Source organism: Bradyrhizobium arachidis, assembly GCF_015291705.1.
Lineage (GTDB): Bacteria > Pseudomonadota > Alphaproteobacteria > Rhizobiales > Xanthobacteraceae > Bradyrhizobium > Bradyrhizobium arachidis.
This window is the reverse complement of sequence record NZ_CP030050.1, coordinates 4,674,962-4,694,167: the sequence shown is the minus strand read 5'-3', so window position 1 is coordinate 4,694,167 and position 19,206 is coordinate 4,674,962. Positions and strand designations below refer to the sequence as shown.

The 19,206-nt window shown below is 65.3% G+C and carries 14 protein-coding genes; 7 read left to right on the top strand and 7 right to left on the bottom strand.

Going from position 1 to position 19,206, the window contains the following annotated elements:
- Positions 1 to 36: 36 nt before the first annotated feature.
- The 7 genes from WN72_RS21650 to WN72_RS21620 form a co-directional block, all read right to left on the bottom strand.
- A complete protein-coding gene (locus WN72_RS21650) occupies positions 37 to 1,488 on the bottom strand; it encodes an HlyD family type I secretion periplasmic adaptor subunit (protein ID WP_092216645.1) in 1,452 nt (483 codons plus the stop codon).
- Positions 1,475 to 3,607, bottom strand: coding sequence for a type I secretion system permease/ATPase (locus tag WN72_RS21645; protein WP_092216646.1), 2,133 nt, complete (start codon positions 3,605 to 3,607; stop codon positions 1,475 to 1,477). Before WN72_RS21645 ends, WN72_RS21650 begins: the two co-directional genes overlap by 14 nt.
- A gap of 150 nt (positions 3,608 to 3,757) precedes the next feature.
- Complete coding sequence (locus tag WN72_RS21640) at positions 3,758 to 6,604, bottom strand: beta strand repeat-containing protein (protein ID WP_092216647.1); 2,847 nt, start codon at positions 6,602 to 6,604, stop codon at positions 3,758 to 3,760.
- Between the two features lie 290 nt (positions 6,605 to 6,894).
- Complete coding sequence (locus tag WN72_RS21635; protein WP_208617499.1) at positions 6,895 to 7,176, bottom strand: GNAT family N-acetyltransferase; 282 nt, start codon at positions 7,174 to 7,176, stop codon at positions 6,895 to 6,897.
- 239 nt (positions 7,177 to 7,415) lie between these two features.
- Positions 7,416 to 7,946, bottom strand: coding sequence for a hypothetical protein (locus WN72_RS21630; protein ID WP_035729822.1), 531 nt, complete (start codon positions 7,944 to 7,946; stop codon positions 7,416 to 7,418).
- 127 nt (positions 7,947 to 8,073) lie between these two features.
- Positions 8,074 to 8,526 (bottom strand): DNA polymerase III subunit chi, encoded by a 453-nt coding sequence (locus WN72_RS21625; RefSeq protein WP_027557599.1) that lies wholly within the window; start codon positions 8,524 to 8,526, stop codon positions 8,074 to 8,076.
- Positions 8,527 to 8,532: 6 nt separating this feature from the next.
- The gene (locus WN72_RS21620; RefSeq protein WP_027557598.1) at positions 8,533 to 10,032 is read right to left on the bottom strand and encodes a leucyl aminopeptidase; all 1,500 of its coding nucleotides are present in this window, start codon (positions 10,030 to 10,032) and stop codon (positions 8,533 to 8,535) included.
- Positions 10,033 to 10,369: 337 nt separating this feature from the next.
- On the opposite strand from WN72_RS21620, the gene lptF reads away from it, so the two are divergent.
- The 7 genes from lptF to WN72_RS21585 all read left to right on the top strand — a co-directional run bounded on the left by lptF (position 10,370) and on the right by WN72_RS21585 (position 19,124).
- Positions 10,370 to 11,539, top strand: coding sequence for an LPS export ABC transporter permease LptF (gene lptF, locus WN72_RS21615; RefSeq protein WP_092216648.1), 1,170 nt, complete (start codon positions 10,370 to 10,372; stop codon positions 11,537 to 11,539).
- Positions 11,536 to 12,633 carry an LPS export ABC transporter permease LptG gene (gene lptG, locus WN72_RS21610; RefSeq protein WP_027557596.1) on the top strand — a complete coding sequence of 366 codons (1,098 nt, stop codon included), beginning with the start codon at positions 11,536 to 11,538 and terminating at the stop codon, positions 12,631 to 12,633. Before lptF ends, lptG begins: the two co-directional genes overlap by 4 nt.
- Positions 12,633 to 15,119: an LPS-assembly protein LptD gene (locus tag WN72_RS21605; protein ID WP_167380866.1), complete on the top strand. Its 2,487-nt coding sequence runs from the start codon at positions 12,633 to 12,635 to the stop codon at positions 15,117 to 15,119. The genes lptG and WN72_RS21605 overlap by 1 nt, the downstream gene beginning before the upstream one ends.
- Positions 15,120 to 15,187: 68 nt before the next feature.
- Positions 15,188 to 16,123: a SurA N-terminal domain-containing protein gene (locus WN72_RS21600; RefSeq protein WP_027557594.1), complete on the top strand. Its 936-nt coding sequence runs from the start codon at positions 15,188 to 15,190 to the stop codon at positions 16,121 to 16,123.
- A complete protein-coding gene (gene pdxA, locus WN72_RS21595) occupies positions 16,123 to 17,136 on the top strand; it encodes a 4-hydroxythreonine-4-phosphate dehydrogenase PdxA (RefSeq protein ID WP_092216651.1) in 1,014 nt (337 codons plus the stop codon). The genes WN72_RS21600 and pdxA overlap by 1 nt, the downstream gene beginning before the upstream one ends.
- On the top strand, positions 17,136 to 17,993 hold the full coding sequence (gene rsmA, locus WN72_RS21590; protein WP_027557592.1) for a 16S rRNA (adenine(1518)-N(6)/adenine(1519)-N(6))-dimethyltransferase RsmA: 858 nt from the start codon (positions 17,136 to 17,138) through the stop codon (positions 17,991 to 17,993). The genes pdxA and rsmA overlap by 1 nt, the downstream gene beginning before the upstream one ends.
- Before the next feature lie 72 nt (positions 17,994 to 18,065).
- Positions 18,066 to 19,124: an alcohol dehydrogenase gene (locus tag WN72_RS21585; RefSeq protein WP_092216652.1), complete on the top strand. Its 1,059-nt coding sequence runs from the start codon at positions 18,066 to 18,068 to the stop codon at positions 19,122 to 19,124.
- Positions 19,125 to 19,206 lie beyond the last annotated feature (82 nt).

Genomic DNA, 19,206 nt, shown 5'->3' with positions numbered 1-19,206 from the left:
CGAAGCCATTGAATAGGCTTAGCTAAGCGGAAAGGCCTAGCGTTCTCGCATGATCTCATGCCGGTAGCGCTGCAATGGCGACAAAAGGTAACTGAGTATGGTGCGTGAGCCGGTCCGGATCTCCACCGTCACGGCCATTCCCGGCGACAGGCTGACCAGGCGGTCGTCCACCTGCATCTGGGTGCGATCGAGCGAGATGCGGGCGCTGTAGCTGAGCTCCTGCCCGGTGGGCTCGCTGCTGTCATGCTGCTGCCCGAGCGCGCGGTCGCCGCGCTCCGGCGGGCGGTCGCGGATAATGGCGTCCTGCGAGACGCTCAGCACGCGGCCTTCCAGCAGGCCGTAGCGGGTAAAGTTGAAAGTGTCGATCTTGATCGCGGCGCCCTGCCCGGCCTCGACGAAGCCGATGTCGCGGTTGGAGATCATCGCCTCGACCTCGAGCCGCGTATCCGACGGCACGATCACCAGCAGCGATTGCGCCGGCGTGACCACGCCGCCGACGGTGTGGACCGCAAGCTGCTGCACGACACCGTCAACCGGTGATGCCAGTTGCTGCAAGCTGGTCCGCTGCTCCGCCTTGATCAGGTCGCGGGCAACGCTATTGGCCTTCTGCTCGCTCTTGGCGAGCTCGTCGGAGATGCTCTTCCTGTACTCGGCCACGGCTTGCGTGCGGGTCTCGCGGATCGCGGCGACCGCGGACTCTGCTTCCTTCAAGCGGCTGTTCTGGACGCGAAGCTCCTCCTGCTGCTCGATCTGGAGCTGAAGCGTCTCGTAATAGGTCAGCTTCGAGCCGATCTCCTTCTCCATCAGCGTCTTGCGGATATCGACGCGTTGCTGCGTGACCGGGAGCAACGCATCGAGTTTGTGGATCGTCGCCGCAATGGTCTGATGCTCGGCGTCCTTCTGCGCCTCCTGGCGCGCAAGCGCCGCGAGCTTGGCACGATGCTCGCCGACCTGGCTCGCGAGCAGCTGCCGCTGCGTCGCGACCAGCACGGGGTCGGCGTCCGCGGGCGGAACGAGATCGACCGAGGCATCTTCGCCAGCCATCAGCGCGGCGCGGAGACGCGCGATATTGAGACGCTCGGCCATGAGATCGTCATGCAGGCGATCGCGCTCGGCGGCATTCACGGTTGGATCGAGCTCGATCAGCACATCGCCGGATTTGACCGCCTGCCCGTCCTGCACGTGGATCGCACGCACCACGCCGGTCTCGAACGGCTGGACCACCTTGCTGCGCCCGCTCGACACGACCTTCCCGGTCGCGGACGCCACGATGTCGATCGTGCCCCAGGCGGACCACGCCAGCGCCGCGCAGACCAGAAGCATCAGGGCGATCGCGATGGCGCGGCCGATCGGCGACGGCGGTGTCTCGGTGATCTCCAGCGCCGCCGGCAGGAACGCGATTTCCTCGCCGCGCCGGGTATTTGCTTTCCTGAAGGGAACGATGGTCTGTTCCGACTTTCGGGCCGGCACGGTGCTAACCGACCTCATAGAGGCCTCCCTGAAGGCGGTGCAGGGCCGCATAGCGGCCGCCGGTCTTGATCAAGGCGTCATGCGTGCCGTCCTCGACCAGACGTCCCCGCTCCAGCGTGAAGATGCGGTCGGCGCCGCGCACGGTGGACAGGCGATGCGCGATGATCAGAACCGTGCGGCCCTTCGCGATCTCCTTCATGTTGTCGTGGATGATCCGCTCGCTCTCATAGTCGAGCGCGCTGGTGGCCTCATCGAAGATCAGGATGCGGGGATTGCTCACCAGTGCGCGGGCGATCGCGATGCGCTGGCGCTGCCCGCCCGACAGCGTCGAGCCGCGCTCACCCACCACGGTGTCGTAGCCTTCGGGGAGCTCCAGAATGAAGTCGTGCGCGCCCGCAAGCCTTGCCGCCGCCATGATGCGCTCCATCGGCAGGGCCGGATCGGCCAGCGCGATGTTGTCCCGCACCGAACGGTTGAACAGCGTGTTCTCCTGCAGCACGACGCCGATCTGCCGCCGCAGCCAGGCCGGATCGGTCATGACGAGATCCATGCCATCGATCAGCACGCGGCCGCCCTGCGGCACGTAGAGCCGCTGCACGAGCTTTGCGAAGGTGCTCTTGCCCGAGCCCGACGAGCCGACGACGCCGACGGTCTGGCCCGCCGGAATGTCGAACGAGACGTCGTGCAGGATTTCCGGTCCATCGACCCGGTAGCGGAACGCGACGTGCTCGAAGCGGATGTTGCCCTGAAGCGGCGGCAGCCCGGCACGGCCGGCGGAGTAAGCCGGCTCCGCCGCGCTGTTGAGGATGTCGCCGAGCCGCGCGATCGAGAGCCGCGCCTGGTGGAAATCCTGCCAGACCTGCGCCAGTCGCAGCACCGGCGCCGAGACTCTGCCTGCAAAGATGTTGAAGGCGACGAGCTCGCCGACGGTCAAGGCGTCACCGATCACGAGCCGCGCGCCGACATAGAGGATGGCGGCGGTGACGACCTTGCTGACGAACTGCACGAGCTGGCTCGCGGTGTTGCCGAGGCTGCTGACGCCAAAGCTCGCCGAGACGTAGCCGGCGAGCTGCTCTTCCCAGCGCCGCTGCATCTGCGGCTCGACCGCCATAGCCTTCAACGTCTCGATGCCGCTGACGCTTTCGACCAGGAACGCCTGGTTCTCGGCGCCGCGGCGGAATTTCTCCTCCAGCATGCGGCGGAACAACGGCGTCGCCACCGCCGAGATCGCGATGTAGAACGGGAACGAGCCCAGCACGATGCAGGTCATGACAGGTGAATAGGCGAACATCACCGCCAGAAACACCGAGGTGAAGACCAGGTCGATGAGCAACGTCAGCGACGATGAGGTGATGAAATTGCGGATATTCTCGAGCTCGCGCACCCGTGCCACGGAATCGCCGACGCGCCTTGCCTGGAACCAGGCCATCGGCAGCGCCAGCAGATGGTGGAACAGCCGCGCGCCGAGCTCGACGTCGATGCGGTTGGTGGTGTGCGCGAACAGATAGTTGCGCAGGATCCCGAGCACCGTGTCGAACAGCGAGACGACGACGAGGCCGATCACCAGCACGTCGAGCGTGGACAATGAGCGGTGCACCAGCACCTTGTCGATCACGACCTGGAAGAACAGCGGCGAGACCAGCGCGAACAGCTGAAGGAAGAACGAGGCGGCCACCACCTCGCCCAGCAGCCGCCGATACTTGCCGATCGCGCCGATGAACCAGGTGATGTCGAAGCGGCGTCCAAGGTCGGAGAGCCCAGCGCGCCGGGCCATCAGGATCAAGCTGCCGTCCCAGAGCGCGACAAGCTCGTCGCGCTCCATGAACACCGGCCGCTGCGCCTGCGGCGACTGCACCAGCACCTTGTCGGCCGTGGCTTTGGCGATGACCATGAAGCTGCCGTCACGCAGCATCGCGATCGCCGGCAGCGGGGTATCCGACAGACGCTTCCATTCCGTTCGATAGGTTCGCGCCTTCAGTCCGAGCGACCTGGCGCAGCGGACGATGTCCGCTGCGCCGAAACGTGTCGTGCCCAGCCGGTGCCTGAGCTGATCGCGGTCGGCCGCGACACCCTGCAGATGCAGCAGGGTGAGCAGCGCGTCGAGACCCGTGTCAGGCAAGACCATGTTCGTCGTCATGGGTGTTCTCCGGAGCGGAGCAGCTGGAGCGGGATGTCTATGGGTTGAGTTGAATTTGGCCTGCAGCAGCGCTTTCTCCGTTCCCTCCCCCCTTGCGGGGGAGGGAACGCACCTTCGTCGACGCGCTAGTTGAGGCTCACCCGCTCGCTGTCAGGCGTGCTGCGGCGGGGCTAGCGTCTGGGTCTGCGCCGTGTGCGGATCGGACAGCGGCATCTCGCCGTGGCCGTCGCCTGCGGGAGCGAAGCTTGCCGCCATGGCCTGGTTGAGCAGCATCGCTGCGGCGAATGCTCCGCCCTGGATCACGACATTGCTACCGCTGCCGCCGTCGAGGACGTCAGCACCTCCGCCGCCAATCAGGACGTCATCGCCTGCCCCGCCGGTCAGCGTGTCGTTGCCGGAACCGCCGATCAGGATGTCGTCGCCGTTGCCGCCGTTGGCGACGAGCTGGATGCCGCCGTGCAGGCCCGAGGCCGTGATGACATCGTCGCCGTCGAGACCGTTGATGACGATCCTGTCGCCCGCGCCGGCATCGGTGATGTTGATGTCCTGGCCAAGCCCCGACACCGTGATGATGCCGTCGTGCTCGGTCACCGTGATGACATCACTGCCGCTGGTGCCGTTGATGTTCACCGTGTCGGCGGCACCGTCACTGGCGCCGAGGTCGAGATTGATCTGGTTCACGCCGGTCCCGGAGAGATCGCCGACCGTGATGTTGTCGGCGCCACCCAGGGCGTTGAAGTTGATGTGCTCGACGCCGTTGAGATCCAAGGCGATGGCGGCGACGTCGCGGGTGAACAGCACCCGGCCGCCATTGGCCGAGATGTTGATGTTCTCGCTGATATTGGCACCGTTGAACTGCAGGGTGTCGGTGCCCTTGCCGCCTTCGACGACGTCGCTGCCGTCGCCGGGATTCCAGACGAAGGTGTCGTCGCCGGCTCCGAGATTGGCGACATCGTTGCCGCGGCCGCCGTTCACGATGTCATTGCCGGCGCTGCCGGTGATCGTGTCGTTGCCGTCGCCGCCGTTGATGTCGAGGCTGAACGGCTGCCCCGGCTTGATCGTGGACGCGTTGATGACGTCGTTGCCCGCACCGCCGTTGACGCTGAGAACGTCACCGGCATCGGAGTGAGCGATCGTCACCTGCGCCGCAAGGCCGTTGACCGCGATCGAGCTGCCCGAGGTCGTCACCGAGATGTTGTCGTCTCCGGCACTGCCGTCCACCGTGACGCGGTCGGCAGCTCCATCGCCGCTGGTGCTGCCGGGGCTGGCGCTGAGGTCGATGGCGACCTGCGTCACCCCGGTCCCGGTCAGGTCGTTGACGGTGATATTGTCGGCCCCGCCGGCAGCCGCGATCTGCACGTGCTCGACGCCATCGAGATCCATGACGATGGCACCGACGTCGCGGGTGAGCAGCGTACGGGTTCCGTTCGCCGAGATCGACATGTTCTCGGCCACATTGGAGCCGTTGAAAACCAGCGTATCCGTACCTGCGCCGCCCTCGACGGTGTCGCTGCCATCGCCGGGATTCCACGTGAAGAGATCGTCACCCGCACCGAGATCGGCGACGTCGTTGCCGCGGCCGCCGGTGACCTTGTCGTTGCCGTCACCACCGATCAGGAGATCGGCGCCCTGGCTGCCGGTGATGGTGTCGTTGCCCGCACCGCCGTCGATGGTCAGTCCGATCACCGCGGGAAGCGCGGACGCGTCGATGACGTCGTTGCCGCCGAGCGCCTGGATCACCAGACGGTCGTTGGCCCCTTCCGCATTCGCGATCGTCACGACTTCCGGCAGGCCTGTCACCGTGACCGTGGTGCCCACGGCCGTGACCGTGATGTGCTGGTTGCCGTTGGTGCCGTTGACGGTCACTGTATCGGCCGCGCCGTCGCCTTGCGTGCCCCCGGGCGTGGCTCCGAGATCGACCAGCACCTGCTTGACGCCGGTGCCGGTGAGATCGCCGACGTTGATGCTGTCGGCGCCGCCGCGCGCATCGAATTCGATCTGCTCGACGCTGTTGAGGTCCATCGTGATGTTGGCGACGTCGCGGGTGAAACGCACCCTTCCGCCATTTGCCGAAATGTCGATCTTCTCGTTGATGTTGGCACCGTTGAACAGCAGCTTGTCGTTGCCCGATCCGCCTTCGACCGTGTCGCTGCCGTCGCCTGGATTCCAGATGAAGGTGTCGTCGCCCGATCCGAGCTGGGCGACATCGTTACCGCGTCCGCCATTGACGATGTCGTCACCGGAGCCGCCGATCAGCAGGTCGTTGCCGTCGCCGCCGGTGATCCTGTCGTTGCCGGCGCCGCCGTCGAGCGTCAGCGAGATCAGTGGAGCGAGCCCGTTGCCCGCGGTGATGACGTCATCGCCGCCGCCGGCGTGCAGCACCAGATTCTCCGTCGTCCCGATGTCGAGCGAAAACGGCGCAGCACCGGTGCCGTCAAATCGCACGCGCGTGCCGTTCGCCACAATCGTGAACGTCTCGGAATCATTGCTGCCGTTGACCTGCGCCGTGTCGATGCCGTCACCACCCTCGAACAGATTGGTGCCGCCGCCGGGATTCCAGATCATGAGGTCGTTGCCAGCTTCGCCGAACAACTGGTTGTCACCGCTGCCGCCGTCGAGCGTGTCGTTGCCCGCACCGCCGAACAGCAGATCGTTGCCGCCGCCGCCCTTGATCGTATCGTCACCGGCCTGGCCGAACAGGAGATCGGCACCCGAGCCGCCCGTAATCTTGTCGTTGCCGTCGCCGCCGAAGACGTGCACCGCCGGCATCGGGCCGTTGGATTCGTTGACGGTGATCGTGTCGTCGCCGCCTTGACCGAAGACGTCGATCTCGTTGGTGTTGGCGACGGTGGGATCGCCACCGGCCGTTTTCACAGAGCCGTTGTTGACCAGGATGCGACCGGACTTGTCGCGGCCGATCACAACGCCGTTATTCGTACCGTCGCCGAAGATGGTGAGCTGGCCCGTAACCGGGGAAAAAACAGAGGTAACAGACATCCAAATGATCCTTCGATCGATCTCGCCCCTCACCTCAATGCGTAGCAGCCGCACATGTGACAATCCTGAAGCGTCGCTTGAGACGCGCGTGATTATTCTGGAGATTTCCTCCAGTTTTGCTTCGCGCTACGTTCCACGGCGGATGCAATGACTCTCACGTGAGAGTCGCGCGATCATGCGTAACGGCCGCGTGATTTTCACGAGCGCGTTCGACGAGGCTGGGCGGCTCGCGCGCAGCGCAGGAACAATGGCTGGAGGCGAGCGCGCAATACGATGAAGCTGTTGGGTAGCTATTGCTCTATGGGACTTGGTTGACGCACGTAATAGATGTCCCACTCCGCTTCGTGCGTCTGCTCGAAGCCGTGTCGTTGATAAAAGCGATTCGCTTCGCTGCCACGCAGTGCATCCAGGCGGATCGAGATACGCTGCGAATCGGCATCTGCGAAGATCTGTCGAAGCACCGCGGCTCCGATCCCCTTTCCCTGTTCAGGCAGGATGATGAAGCGGCACAGCGCGGGCTCGAAGGTTGCCAAAAAGCGATCGCGCGCGCTGCGGATCAAAGCGTCCGACACGCTCCAAGCTCTCGCGCATCGCGGCGATGCGGATGGCCACCAACTCGTCAGCGTCGAACTGCGTCGTGGGCGCGAAAGTCAGCTTCATTGGAAAGCCTGTTAGGCCGCACCAGCTCCGGAGCTACACCGCACGTTAGTCCGTGCTACCGAGCCGAGTCCGGGCTCGGCGTAGCGTCATTCCGCCAATGCTTCGTATCGCCGGGGCATGCCGCGCCGCGTCCGGGGACACGAGCATTCACTTACGCCGACTTCTTCTTTGGCTTCGGCTTGGTCGCCTTCGGCACGACCTGCGGCTCGGGATTGCCCTCGATCGAGGACAGGCGGCCGGACGTGAAGGTGTAGATGCCCGCGCGCGGGCCGGTGGTCCAGGTCACCACGGCGACGCGGCGGCCGCCGGCATCGTTGGAGAGATTGACGTTCGAGGGCGCGCCGATACCGCGCACGACGTCGCATTCGGTGTGGCCGAGCGCAACTGTGCCGCCCACCGGCGCCGGCGCCGTCGTCGACGCATTGGCATCGGAAGGTCCCGGCGGCGGCGCCATGCCGGGACAGGCGCCGTCGGCGCTGACCAGATCCTCGGCCGTCACCGGCTTGTCGGGCGTCAGCGGCGGCGATTCGATCGAGATGCTCTTGATGAAGAGGCGGCCGGGCCGTTGGAACCACTCGGCGTCCTTCGACAGCAGATCGGTCCCGCCCGAACAGCCCGCAACCAGCGGTGCGAGGGCAGCGAGCGCAATTATGAGCGAGCTGGGAAGCTTTTGATGTCGCACGATAAACTAAATTCCCCGCGTGAAGGACGACCCCTAAGCACTTGTCCCACCATCACTTTGCGGCACGAAATTGACCAAAGCCAGTATCGCCCGAAAAGTGCAAATTATCATTAATTGCGATCGACCGCTAATTCCGGCGCTGCCACCGGCCCCGCTCGTCGGCCTGCCAATAGGTGACATCAAATCCCCGCGCCTTGCAATCCGTCCAAGTACTGCGGGCCAAAGCGAGCGCATCCGGATCGTCGCCGTTGAACAGCAGCACCATGCGTTCATAGCCCTGCGCGTCCTGCGGCAGCGCGGCATTGTCGATCAGGAAGCGGACATTGGCGCCGTTCGGATTGTCCTCCGCGATCGCCAGCAGGATCGGCTGATCGGCGGCATCGTTCACGCGCCATGTCGCATGCGGCAGGAAGGAATCGTCGCGATAGGTCCATAAGTGCGCGTCGAGCGCATCGGCGCGCTCCTCCGAGGTCGACTGCACGACGACACGCCAGCCGCGCTCGAGCGATTTCTCGAGAAGCGGCGGCAACACATTCTCCACCGTCATGTTTTGCAGATGGTAGAACAGCACTTCAGTCATCGCGGATCATTTGCGCTCGTAGTGATCTGCCACCAGCCGATCCAGCAGGCGGACGCCATAGCCGCTTCCCCAGCTCTGGTTGATGTCGGTCTTCGGCGCGCCCATGGCGGTGCCGGCGATGTCGAGATGCGCCCAGGGGGTGCCGTCGACGAAGCGCTGGAGGAATTGCGCCGCGGTGATCGAGCCGCCGTGACGGCCGCCGGTGTTCTTCATGTCGGCGAACTGGGAATCGATCAGCTTGTCGTATTCGGGGCCGAGCGGCATGCGCCAGACCTTCTCCCCGCTCTCGATGCCGGCGGCGTGCAGGCGTTCGGCCAGCTCGTCATTGTTGGAGAACATGCCGGCATGCTCGGTGCCGAGCGCGACCATGATCGCGCCGGTGAGCGTGGCGAGGTCCACCATGAATTTCGGCTTCACCCTTTTCGCGACGTACCAGAGCACGTCGGCCAGAACGAGGCGCCCCTCCGCGTCGGTGTTGATGATCTCGATGGTCTGGCCCGACATCGAGGTGACGATGTCGCCGGGGCGCTGCGCATTGCCGTCGGGCATGTTCTCGACGAGGCCAATGGCGCCGACCACGTTGGCCTTCGCCTTACGCGCCGCTAGCGCGTGCATCAGGCCGACGACGCAGGCAGCTCCCCCCATGTCGCCCTTCATGTCCTCCATGCTGCCGGCGGGCTTGATCGAGATGCCGCCAGTGTCGAAGCAGACGCCCTTGCCGACGAAGGCGACCGGCGCCTCGCCCTTCTTGCCCCCGTCCCAGCGCATGATCACGGTGCGGCTTGGCCGCGCCGAGCCCTGGCCGACGCCGAGCAGCGCGCCCATGCCGAGCTTCTGCATCGCCTTGACGTCGAGCACCTCGACCTTGACGCCGAGCCTGCGGAGCTGGCCCGCGCGGCGCGCGAATTCCTCGGGGTAGAGCACGTTCGGCGGCTCGTTGACGAGGTCGCGCGCGATGACGACGCCGTCGACGACGTGGCCGGCCGAGGCGAACGTCTTCTTGGCCGCGCCTGCATCGCCCACCGCGAGCGAGATTTCGGCGCGCAAGCCGCGCTCCTCGCCGTCCTTCTTCTTGGTCTTGTAGCGGTCGAACTTGTAGGCCCGCAGCCGCAGGCCCGAGGCGATCGCCACCGCCTGCTCGCTTGTCATGGCGCCATCAGGCAATTCCGCCATGATGGTCATGGCAGTGGCCTCGGCAGACAGCTTGCTGGCGGCGACGCCGCCGAATTTGAGGAAATCGTTGGCCTTGAGGCTTGCCGCCTTGCCGGCGCCGATCACGACCAGGCGCGTGGCCTTCACCCCCTCCGGCGCCAGGATGTCGAGCGCCGCGCCGCTTTTGCCCTTGAAGCCGGCGGTGGACGCGGCCCGCTTCACCAGATCGGTCGCGCCGCCGAGCGCCTTGGCCGTCGCGGGGCCGAGCTTCAGACCGTCGTCACAGAACACCACCAGGATGCCACGGGGTGCGGCAGACAACGGGACAAAGCCGACCTTGATGGCATCGGACATGAGTAACTCCTTCAAAACATCAGGCTTTTCGCCCTTCTTCGGCTCCCGCAGCGGGTCGGAGCTGAATGGCGATTCACTGGACTTTTCGCACTATGGGCCAGCGGCGCGGCAGATGCCAAGCACCGCCGTGGCCGCCAAGCCACAACGAGCGAAATATTAACCATATGCTGAGGGTGCCACGGGGCAGCCATTTTGTTGACGGATCAAAGGGATGGTAGTGAGTAAGTAAGCTGGCGGAAGAGCTGTTGGTCCGACCTTGGGGATCCCCTTGCGGGATTGGTTGGACGGATGCCATTCCGGCCTGCGTGGGGACTTGGTGGGATTCGTGCGGTAGCGCATGGGGTCAATCGATAGGTATATCTTCCGCACGACGCTGGCGTCGTTTGCGCTGGTCCTGGTCAGCCTCACCGGCGTGATCTGGATTACGCAGGCGTTGCGCGGCATCGACCTGATGACGAGCCAGGGTCAGACCATCCTGACCTTCCTCGGCATCACCAGCCTCGTCGTGCCCGCACTCGTGCTGATCATCTCGCCGATCGCGCTGATGATCGCGATCTCGCACACCCTGAACAAGCTCGCGACCGATTCCGAGATCATCGTGATGAATGCCGCCGGCTTCTCGCCGTTCCGGCTGTTCTATCCGTTCTTCTACGCCACCTGCGTGGTGGCGGCGCTCGTCGCCTTCATCGCGGCTTACCTCGCCCCCGACGGCATGCGGCGGATCAAGCAATGGGACGCCGAGATCACCGCCGACGTGCTCACCAACATCCTGCAGCCCGGCCGCTTCGCCCAGCTCGACAAGAACCTGACGATCCGGATCCGCGAGCGCCAGCCCGGCGGCATCCTCGCCGGCATCTTCATCGACGACCGCCGCGATCCGAACGAGCGCGTCTCGATCGTCGCCGAGCACGGCGAGGTCGTGAAGAACGAGAACGGCTCGTTCCTGGTGCTGAAGGACGGCAATCTCCAGCGCTTCGAGGCCGGCAAGCGCGATCCCGCGCTGGTGGCGTTCGGCCGCTACGGCTTCGACATGTCGAAGTTCGGCAACCAGGGCCGTGACGTCACCCTCGGCATCCGCGAGCGCTATCTCTGGGAGCTGTTCTCGCCGTCCGAGGATGACCCCGTCTACAACCAGATTCCCGGGCAGTTCCGCTCGGCCCTGCATGACAGCCTCCTGGCCCCGATTTATCCGTTTGCCTTTGCCGTGCTGACCTTCGCCTTCCTCGGCGCACCTCGCACCACCCGCCAGAGCCGCAATTTCTCGATCGGCTCCTCGATCCTCGCGGTGTTCGGCCTGCGCATGGCGGGCTTTGCCTGCTCGGTGATGGCAGTGAAATCGCCGGCCCCGGTGCTGGTCCAATACGCGATGGTTTTCGGCGCCATCGGCGTCGGGCTGTGGATGATCGTCGGCGGCATCGTGGTCGAGCCGCCGCCTGGCCTCTTGGAAGCCATCAACAGGTCGAACGCGCGCATCGCGCGACTGTTCGGACGGCCGGCCACCGCATGAGCATGCTCACCAACACGCTCGGGCGCTATTTCGCCGGACGCTTCGTCGTCGCGGCGCTCGGCGTGTTCGCCAGCATCTTCCTGCTGCTGGTGCTGGTCGACTACATCGAGATGGTGCGCAAGACCTCGGGCCTTGCATCCGCCTCCGCGCTCATGGTGGCCGAGACCTCGTTGTTCCGGGTGCCACAGCTGCTGGAGAAGCTGACGCCGTTCTGCATGCTGATCGGCGCCATGACCTGCTATCTCGCCCTCTCCCGCCGGCTCGAGCTCGTGGTCGCGCGCGCCGCCGGCATCTCGGCCTGGCAGTTCATCTCGCCCGCGCTCGGCAGCGCGCTGCTGATCGGGGTGATCGCCACGGTCGCCTACAATCCGATGTCGGCGAACTTGCGCGAACTCTCCAAGCGCATGGAGGCGGAGCTGTTCGGCTCGGCGCCGGGCGGCGGCATCCAGGACGCCACCGGTTTCTGGCTCAACCAGGTCACCAGCGACGGCCAGACCATCATCAATGCCGCGCGCAGCGAGCAGCAGGGCGTGCGGCTCACCGGGCTCACGCTGTTCCGATTCGACACAGATCAGCACTTCAAGGAACGGATCGAGGCGCGTGAGGCCACGCTCGAGTCCGGCCACTGGCTGTTCAGGGGCGTCCGCCGCTTCACGCTGGACTCACCGCCGGTCGACCAGGCCACGTTGGAGATTCCGACGACGCTGACCGAGGCGCAGGTCCGCAACAGCTTTTCCACACCCGAGACTGTGTCCTTTTGGCAACTACCGAGCTACATCCGCTCGTCGGAAAGCTCGGGCTTCGCGACAGCAGGATACCGACTCCAGTATCAAAAGCTCCTGGCGCAGCCGTTTTTGCTGGCTGCCATGGTGATGCTCGCGGCCTCCGTGTCGTTGCGCTTCTTCCGGATGGGCGGCGTGCAGAAGATGGTTTTGAGTGGCGTGGGCGCAGGCTTTCTGCTCTACGTTCTATCGAAAGTGACTGAAGACTTGAGCAAGGCTGAGTTGATGCATCCGATCGCTGCGGCGTGGTTGCCCGTGGTGGTGGGCGGCCTCACCGGCTTTTTGGCCTTGTTGTACCAGGAGGACGGTTAGTGACTGCCGTCCGTCGAGGACCCGTGTCTCGTTTGACGCGGCGCACCGTGGTGCGCGCGAACGGATGCGGCTTGTCCATGCGTAGGCTCCTGCTCGCCATCGTCACGGCTGCCTCGCTCGGCGGCCTGATCGACGTCGCCGCGGTGGCGCCGGCCGCGGCCCAGGGCTTCACCTACAATCCGCTGCCGCCGCGTCCGAAGCCGCCGAAGGTCGCCAACGACAACCAGATGCTGGTTCAGGCGACCGAGGTCGATTACGACTACAACAATTCGCGCGTCTCCGCGGTCGGCAACGTCCAGCTGTTCTACAACGGCACCAGCGTCGAGGCCGACAGGGTCATCTACGACCAGAAGACCAAGCGACTGCATGCCGAAGGCAACATCCGCATGACGGATGCCGACGGCAAGATCACCTATGCCGAGATCATGGATCTCTCCGACGACTACCGCGATGGTTTCGTCGATTCGCTGCGCGTGGATACCGCCGATCAGACCCGCATGGCGGCAAGCCGCGCCGACCGTTCCAGCGGCAATTACACGGTGTTCGAGAACGGCGTCTATACGGCCTGCGCGCCGTGTAAGGACGATCCGAAGAAGCCGCCGCTCTGGCAGGTCAAGGGTGCCCGCATCATCCACGACCAGCAGGAGAAGATGCTGTATTTCGAGACGGCGCAGCTCGAATTCTTCGGCGTGCCGCTCGCCTACATGCCCTATTTCTCGACGCCCGACCCGACCGTGAAGCGCAAGACCGGCTTCCTGATGCCGGGCTTCACGTCGAACACGCCGTTCGGCTACGGCGTCGAAGTCCCGTTCTACTGGGCGATCGCGCCCGACATGGACCTGACCTTCAACCCGCGCTTCACGACCAGGCAGGGCGTGCTGTTCCAGGCCGAATACCGCCAGCGCCTGATGGACGGCGCCTATCAGATCCGCGTCTACGGCATCGACCAGCTCGACCCCGGCGCGCTCGCCGGTCAGCCCGGCGATCGCCAGTTCCGCGGCGCCGTCGACACCAAGGGCCAGTTCGCGCTGAACGACAAGTGGGTCTGGGGTTGGGACGGCGTCGTGATGTCCGACTACTATTTCTTCTCGGACTACCGCTTGTCGCAGTACCGCGATCCGCTGGGCTCGTTCCTCTATCTGCCGACCGACGCACTGTCGCAGCTCTATTTGACCGGCGTCGGCAATCGCAGCTTCTTCGACGCGCGCACGATGTACTGGCTGAGCTACTCGGGCAATCAGAGCCAGGTGCCGGTCGTCTACCCCGTGATCGACTACTCGAACGTGCTGAACTATCCGGTGTTCGGCGGCGAGTTCAGCTACAAGACCAATTTCGTGAACCTGTCGCGTGACAGCGCGGTGTTCGATCCGATCACGACGATCGCCAACACCAACAGCCTGTGCACGACCGCGTCGGCCGATCCGCTCGCGCGCACGCCGTCGCAGTGCCTGTTGCGTGGCTTCCCGGGCACCTACACCCGCCTGACCGCCGAAGCGCAGTGGCGCAAGTCCTTTACCGACCCGCTCGGCCAGATCTGGACGCCGTTCGCCAGCCTCCGCGCCGACGCGATCAATTCCGACGTCTCCAACCAGCCGGGCGTGGCGAACTACCTGCCCACCGGAGACACCCAGGCGTTCCGCTTGATGCCGACGGTCGGTCTCGAATACCGCTACCCCTTCATCAACGTTCAGCCCTGGGGCTCGACCACCGTCGAGCCGATCGCGCAGATCATCATCCGGCCGAACGAGACCTATGCCGGCAAGCTCCCCAACGAGGACGCCCAGAGCATGGTGTTCGACACCTCGAACCTGTTCAGCGTCGACAAGTTCTCCGGCTACGACCGCGTCGAGGGCGGCGGCCGCGCCAATGTCGGCGTGCAGGCGACCACCCAGTTCGACCGGGGCGGCGCGGTCAAGGTGCTGTTCGGGCAGTCCTACCAGCTGTTCGGCCTGAACTCCTTCGCGGTCCAGGACTCCATCAATACCGGTCTTGATTCCGGCCTCGACAAGCCGCGGTCCGACTATGTGGCGAGCGCCGCCTACTCGCCCAACAGCACCTATACGTTCAGCGTCCGCTCTCGCATGGATGAGCAGACCTGGAACGTGCAGCGCTTCGAGGCCGAAGGCCGCGCCAACTTCAATCGCTGGTCGATCGGCGTGATGTACGGCAATTACGCAGCGCAGCCGGAGCTCGGCTATCTGACCCGGCGCGAAGGCATCCTGACCTCGGGCTCGCTCAAGGTCGCAGCCAACTGGGTCGTGACAGGCTCGGCGCGCTGGGACCTCGAGGCCAACAAGATCAACCAATATGTGCTCGGCGCCGGCTATGTCGACGATTGCTTCGTGTTGGCAGCGAACTACATAACTTCGTATAGCTATTCGGCGGGCACCACGCCGCCCGTGCTGAGCCACGCGTTCATGTTCCAGATCGGCCTGCGCACGCTGGCGACGTCGACAGGCAGCAGCAGTTCCGCCGGCCTCCAGTGAACGGTTTGAAGTCCCGGCCGCGTTTGCCTCTTCCCGGGCTTGCGACGGCGGGCATGCGAGCGACACTCATGACGACCCCATTGCCAGTCTTCCGCTTCCTCCTCGCCATCAGTGCCGGGCTGGTCCTGACCGGCCTGCCCTCGCCCTCGCGGGCGCAGAACATCGTCGTCATGGTCAACGGCGATCCGATCACCGATTTCGACATCGAGCAGCGCTCCAAGCTCGACCAGCTGACGACGCAGAAGACCCCGAGCCGGCAGGAGGTCATCAACGAGCTGATCGACGACAAGGTGAAGATCAAGGAAGGCAAGAAGTACGGCGTCGACCCCGGTGTCTCCGACATCAACCAGTCCTACGAGGGCATGGCGCAGCGCATGCGCATCTCGTCGGAGCAGCTCACCAAGTCGCTCGAGACCAAAGGCGTACGCCCCGAGACGCTGAAGGGCCGCATGAAGTCCGAGATGGTCTGGACTAGCCTCGTGCGCGGCCGCTTCAAGGAGAAGCTGATGGTCGGCGAGAAGGACGTTGCCGACAAGGTGCGCGAAGGCGGCAACGAGAAGCTCCAGATCGAGGGCACCGAATACAAGATGCAGCCGATCGTGCTGATCGTGCCGCGCGGCTCGTCCCAGGCGTTCATCGAGACCCGGCACAAGGAGGCCGAGGGCTATCGCGCCCGCGTCGGAAGCTGCGAGGAAGCCAATTCGCTGTTCCGCTCGACACCGAACGCCACCATCCGCGAGAGCGTCACCAAGACCACCGCGGACCTGCCCGAGGCGCTGCGCAAGGTGCTCGACGACACGCCGGTCGGCCATCTGACCCCGCCCGAAGTGACCAGAGCCGGCATCGAGATGGTGGTGCTGTGCTCGCGCAAGCCGACCACGATCGACACGCCGAAGAAGCGCGAGATCCGCGAGAAGATGTATCAGGAGAAGTACGAGAAGACCCAGAAGGCCTATCTCGACGAGCTCCGCAAGGCCGCGATGATCGAATATCGCAACCGCTGATGGCCAGCGCTCCGACAAAGCCCCTCGCCCTGACCCTGGGAGAGCCCGCCGGCATCGGCCCCGACATCACCATCGCCGCCTGGCTCCGTCGCCGCGAGCTGAAGCTGCCTGCCTTCTACCTGCTCGGCGACGAGGCCAGCCTCGCCCGCCGTGCCAAAGCGCTCGGCGCCGATGTCAGGATCGCCGCGGTGAGCCCCGCCGAGGCCGCCGCCGCCTTCACTGAGGCCTTGCCCGTGGTCGCGACCGGCGAGCGCGCGAGCGCCGAGCCCGGCACGCCCGACGCATCGAGCGCGCCGGCCGCGCTCGCCTCGATCCGCCAGGCGGTCGCGGACGTCCGCGCGGGCCGCGCCGGCGCCGTCGTCACCAACCCGATCGCCAAGAGCGTGCTCTACCGCGCCGGCTTCCGTCATCCCGGCCACACCGAATTCCTCGCCGAGCTTGCCGCGGAGAACGGCCACGTGCCGCAGCCGGTGATGATGCTGTGGTCGCCGCGGCTCGCCGTCGTGCCCGTGACCATCCACGTCGCCCTGCGCGATGCGCTGACCGAGCTCACCAGCGAATTGATCGTCTCGACCGTTCGCATCGTCGCGAGCGAGCTGAAATCCCGCTTCGGCATCGAACGGCCGCGGATCGCGATCTCCGGCCTCAATCCGCACGCCGGCGAGGACGGCTCGCTCGGCCACGAGGAGCAGACGGTGATCGCGCCGGCACTGAAAGTTCTGCGCAACGACGGCATCGAGGCAAGGGGTCCGCTGCCCGCCGACACCATGTTCCACGATGCCGCGCGCAACACCTATGACTGCGCGGTCTGCATGTATCACGACCAGGCGCTGATCCCGATCAAGACGGTCGCGTTCGACGATGCCGTCAACGTCACGCTCGGCCTGCCCTTCATCCGCACCTCGCCCGATCACGGCACCGCCTTCGACATCGCCGGCACCGGCAAGGCCAATCCGGCCAGCCTGATCGCGGCGCTTCAGCTCGCAGGCCGCATGGCGGCTGCCAAACCCTGATGAGCGCGATCGACGACCTCCCGCCGCTGCGCGAGGTCATTCGCCAGCACGCGCTGTCGGCCCGCAAATCGCTTGGGCAGAATTTCCTGCTCGACCTCAATCTCACCGCACGCATCGCGCGTGCGGCCGCGCCGCTCGAAGATTCCACCATCGTCGAGATCGGCCCCGGCCCCGGCGGGCTGACGCGCGCGCTGCTCGCGCTCGGCGCAAAGCGTGTCATCGCGATCGAGCATGACGAGCGCGCGATCCCGGCGCTTCAGGATATTTCCGCGCGCTACCCTGATAGGCTCGAGATCGTGCACGGCGATGCCATGACCTTCGACCCGCGACCGCTGCTCGCAGGTGAACGCGCGAAAATCGTCGCCAATTTGCCCTACAACATCGCGACCCAGCTCTTGATCAACTGGCTCACCATCGAGCCCTGGCCGCCCTGGTACGACATGATGGTGCTGATGTTCCAGCGCGAGGTCGGCGAGCGCATCGTCGCGCGCGAGGACGAGGAGGCCTATGGCCGGCTCGGTGTGCTCGCCAACTGGCGCTGCGAAACCAAGATCCTGTTCGACATTTCGCCGTCCGCATTCGTACCGCCGCCGAAGGTCACCTCGTCCGTCGTGCGCCTCGTCCCGCGTCCAGAACCGCAGCCGTGCGATCGCAGGCTGCTCGAGCAGGTCGCAGCCGCCGCCTTCGGCCAGCGTCGCAAGATGCTGCGCCAGAGCCTGAAATCGCTCGGCGTCGATCCCGCGCGGCTTGCGCAAGCCGCCGGCGTCGATGCGACGCGCCGCGCCGAGACCATTCCCATCTCCGGCTTTGTTGCCATGGCACGTGAATTGGCCGATATACGCAGCGAAGAAGCATGATCCGGAAAAGTGTGAAGCGGTTTTCCGAAAGCGATCATGCTCAAACAATGAGCTAATTTCGGAGGAAGGAATATGGCGTTGATGCGTCGGCAGTCCCTGGTCAAATTCGATGCGCCGCTGTGCGAGACCATCGTCGACACGCCCAAGCCGCAAGGACGCGAGGTGCTGGTGCGCATCGAGCGCTGCGGCCTCTGCCATTCCGACCTGCACATCCAGGACGGCTATGCCGATCTCGGTGGCGGCAAGAAGCTCGACACCACCCGCGGCATGACGCTACCCTTCACGCTTGGCCACGAGATCGCGGGAATCGTCGACGAAGTCGGCCCGGACGTTCCGGCCGGGCTCGTCGGTGCCAAGAAGGCGGTCTTCCCCTGGATCGGCTGCGGCCAATGCCGCGACTGCAAGAATGGCGACGAGAATCTGTGCGTGAAGCAGCGCTTCCTCGGCGTTTCCATCGACGGCGGCTTCGCCACCCACGTGCTGGTGCCCGACGCGAAATATCTGCTCGACTACGATCCCCTGCCCGTCAACCAGGCCGCGACATTGATGTGCTCCGGCGTCACCGCCTATGGCGCACTCAAGCGCCTGGTCGACCGTCCGCGCCAGCGCAACCTGTTGCTGATCGGTCTTGGCGGCGTCGGCATGATGGGCCTGTCGTTCGCGCAGGCCATGTTCAGGCAACCGATCACGGTCGCCGATCTCTCCCCCGCCGCGCGCGAGACCGCGCTGAAGAACGGCGCAGCGATCGCATACGATCCGTCCGAGGCCGACGTGATCAAGCGCATCCTGAAAGAGACCGAAGGCGGTTTCGACGAGGTCGTCGACTTCGCCGGCAACGAGAAGTCGATGGCGTTCGCCGTGGCCGTCGCCGCGCGCGGCGGCAAGGTCGTTGTCTCCGGACTGATGGGCGGCCAGTTCACGCTGCCGATGGTGCAATGGGTCTACAAGCGCCTCACAGTCGAAGGTTTCATGGTGGGCACGCTTGCCGAGGCTCACGAGCTGATGGCGCTCGCCCGCGCCGGCAAGATCAAGCCGACGCCGATGCGCGAGGAGCCGATGGGCGACGTGCAGAAATGGATCGACGAATTGCGCGCCGGCAAGGTCGTCGGCCGCATCGTGCTGAAGAACTGATGGCGCCATTCGCGGCGAGGCGCAGGTCTCGCCGCCCCTTTCTCTTGCGCAATTAACTCGGAATTGACGCAAGGCGGGGTTC

Coding starts and splice junctions, on each gene's coding strand:
- WN72_RS21650 (WP_092216645.1), bottom strand. CDS start 1,488: ATGAGGTCGGTTAGCACCGTGCCGGCCCGAAAGTCGGAACAGACCATC.
- WN72_RS21645 (WP_092216646.1), bottom strand. CDS start 3,607: ATGACGACGAACATGGTCTTGCCTGACACGGGTCTCGACGCGCTGCTC.
- WN72_RS21640 (WP_092216647.1), bottom strand. CDS start 6,604: ATGTCTGTTACCTCTGTTTTTTCCCCGGTTACGGGCCAGCTCACCATC.
- WN72_RS21625 (WP_027557599.1), bottom strand. CDS start 8,526: ATGACTGAAGTGCTGTTCTACCATCTGCAAAACATGACGGTGGAGAAT.
- WN72_RS21620 (WP_027557598.1), bottom strand. CDS start 10,032: ATGTCCGATGCCATCAAGGTCGGCTTTGTCCCGTTGTCTGCCGCACCC.
- lptF (WP_092216648.1), top strand. CDS start 10,370: ATGGGGTCAATCGATAGGTATATCTTCCGCACGACGCTGGCGTCGTTT.
- lptG (WP_027557596.1), top strand. CDS start 11,536: ATGAGCATGCTCACCAACACGCTCGGGCGCTATTTCGCCGGACGCTTC.
- WN72_RS21600 (WP_027557594.1), top strand. CDS start 15,188: ATGACGACCCCATTGCCAGTCTTCCGCTTCCTCCTCGCCATCAGTGCC.
- pdxA (WP_092216651.1), top strand. CDS start 16,123: ATGGCCAGCGCTCCGACAAAGCCCCTCGCCCTGACCCTGGGAGAGCCC.
- rsmA (WP_027557592.1), top strand. CDS start 17,136: ATGAGCGCGATCGACGACCTCCCGCCGCTGCGCGAGGTCATTCGCCAG.
- WN72_RS21585 (WP_092216652.1), top strand. CDS start 18,066: ATGGCGTTGATGCGTCGGCAGTCCCTGGTCAAATTCGATGCGCCGCTG.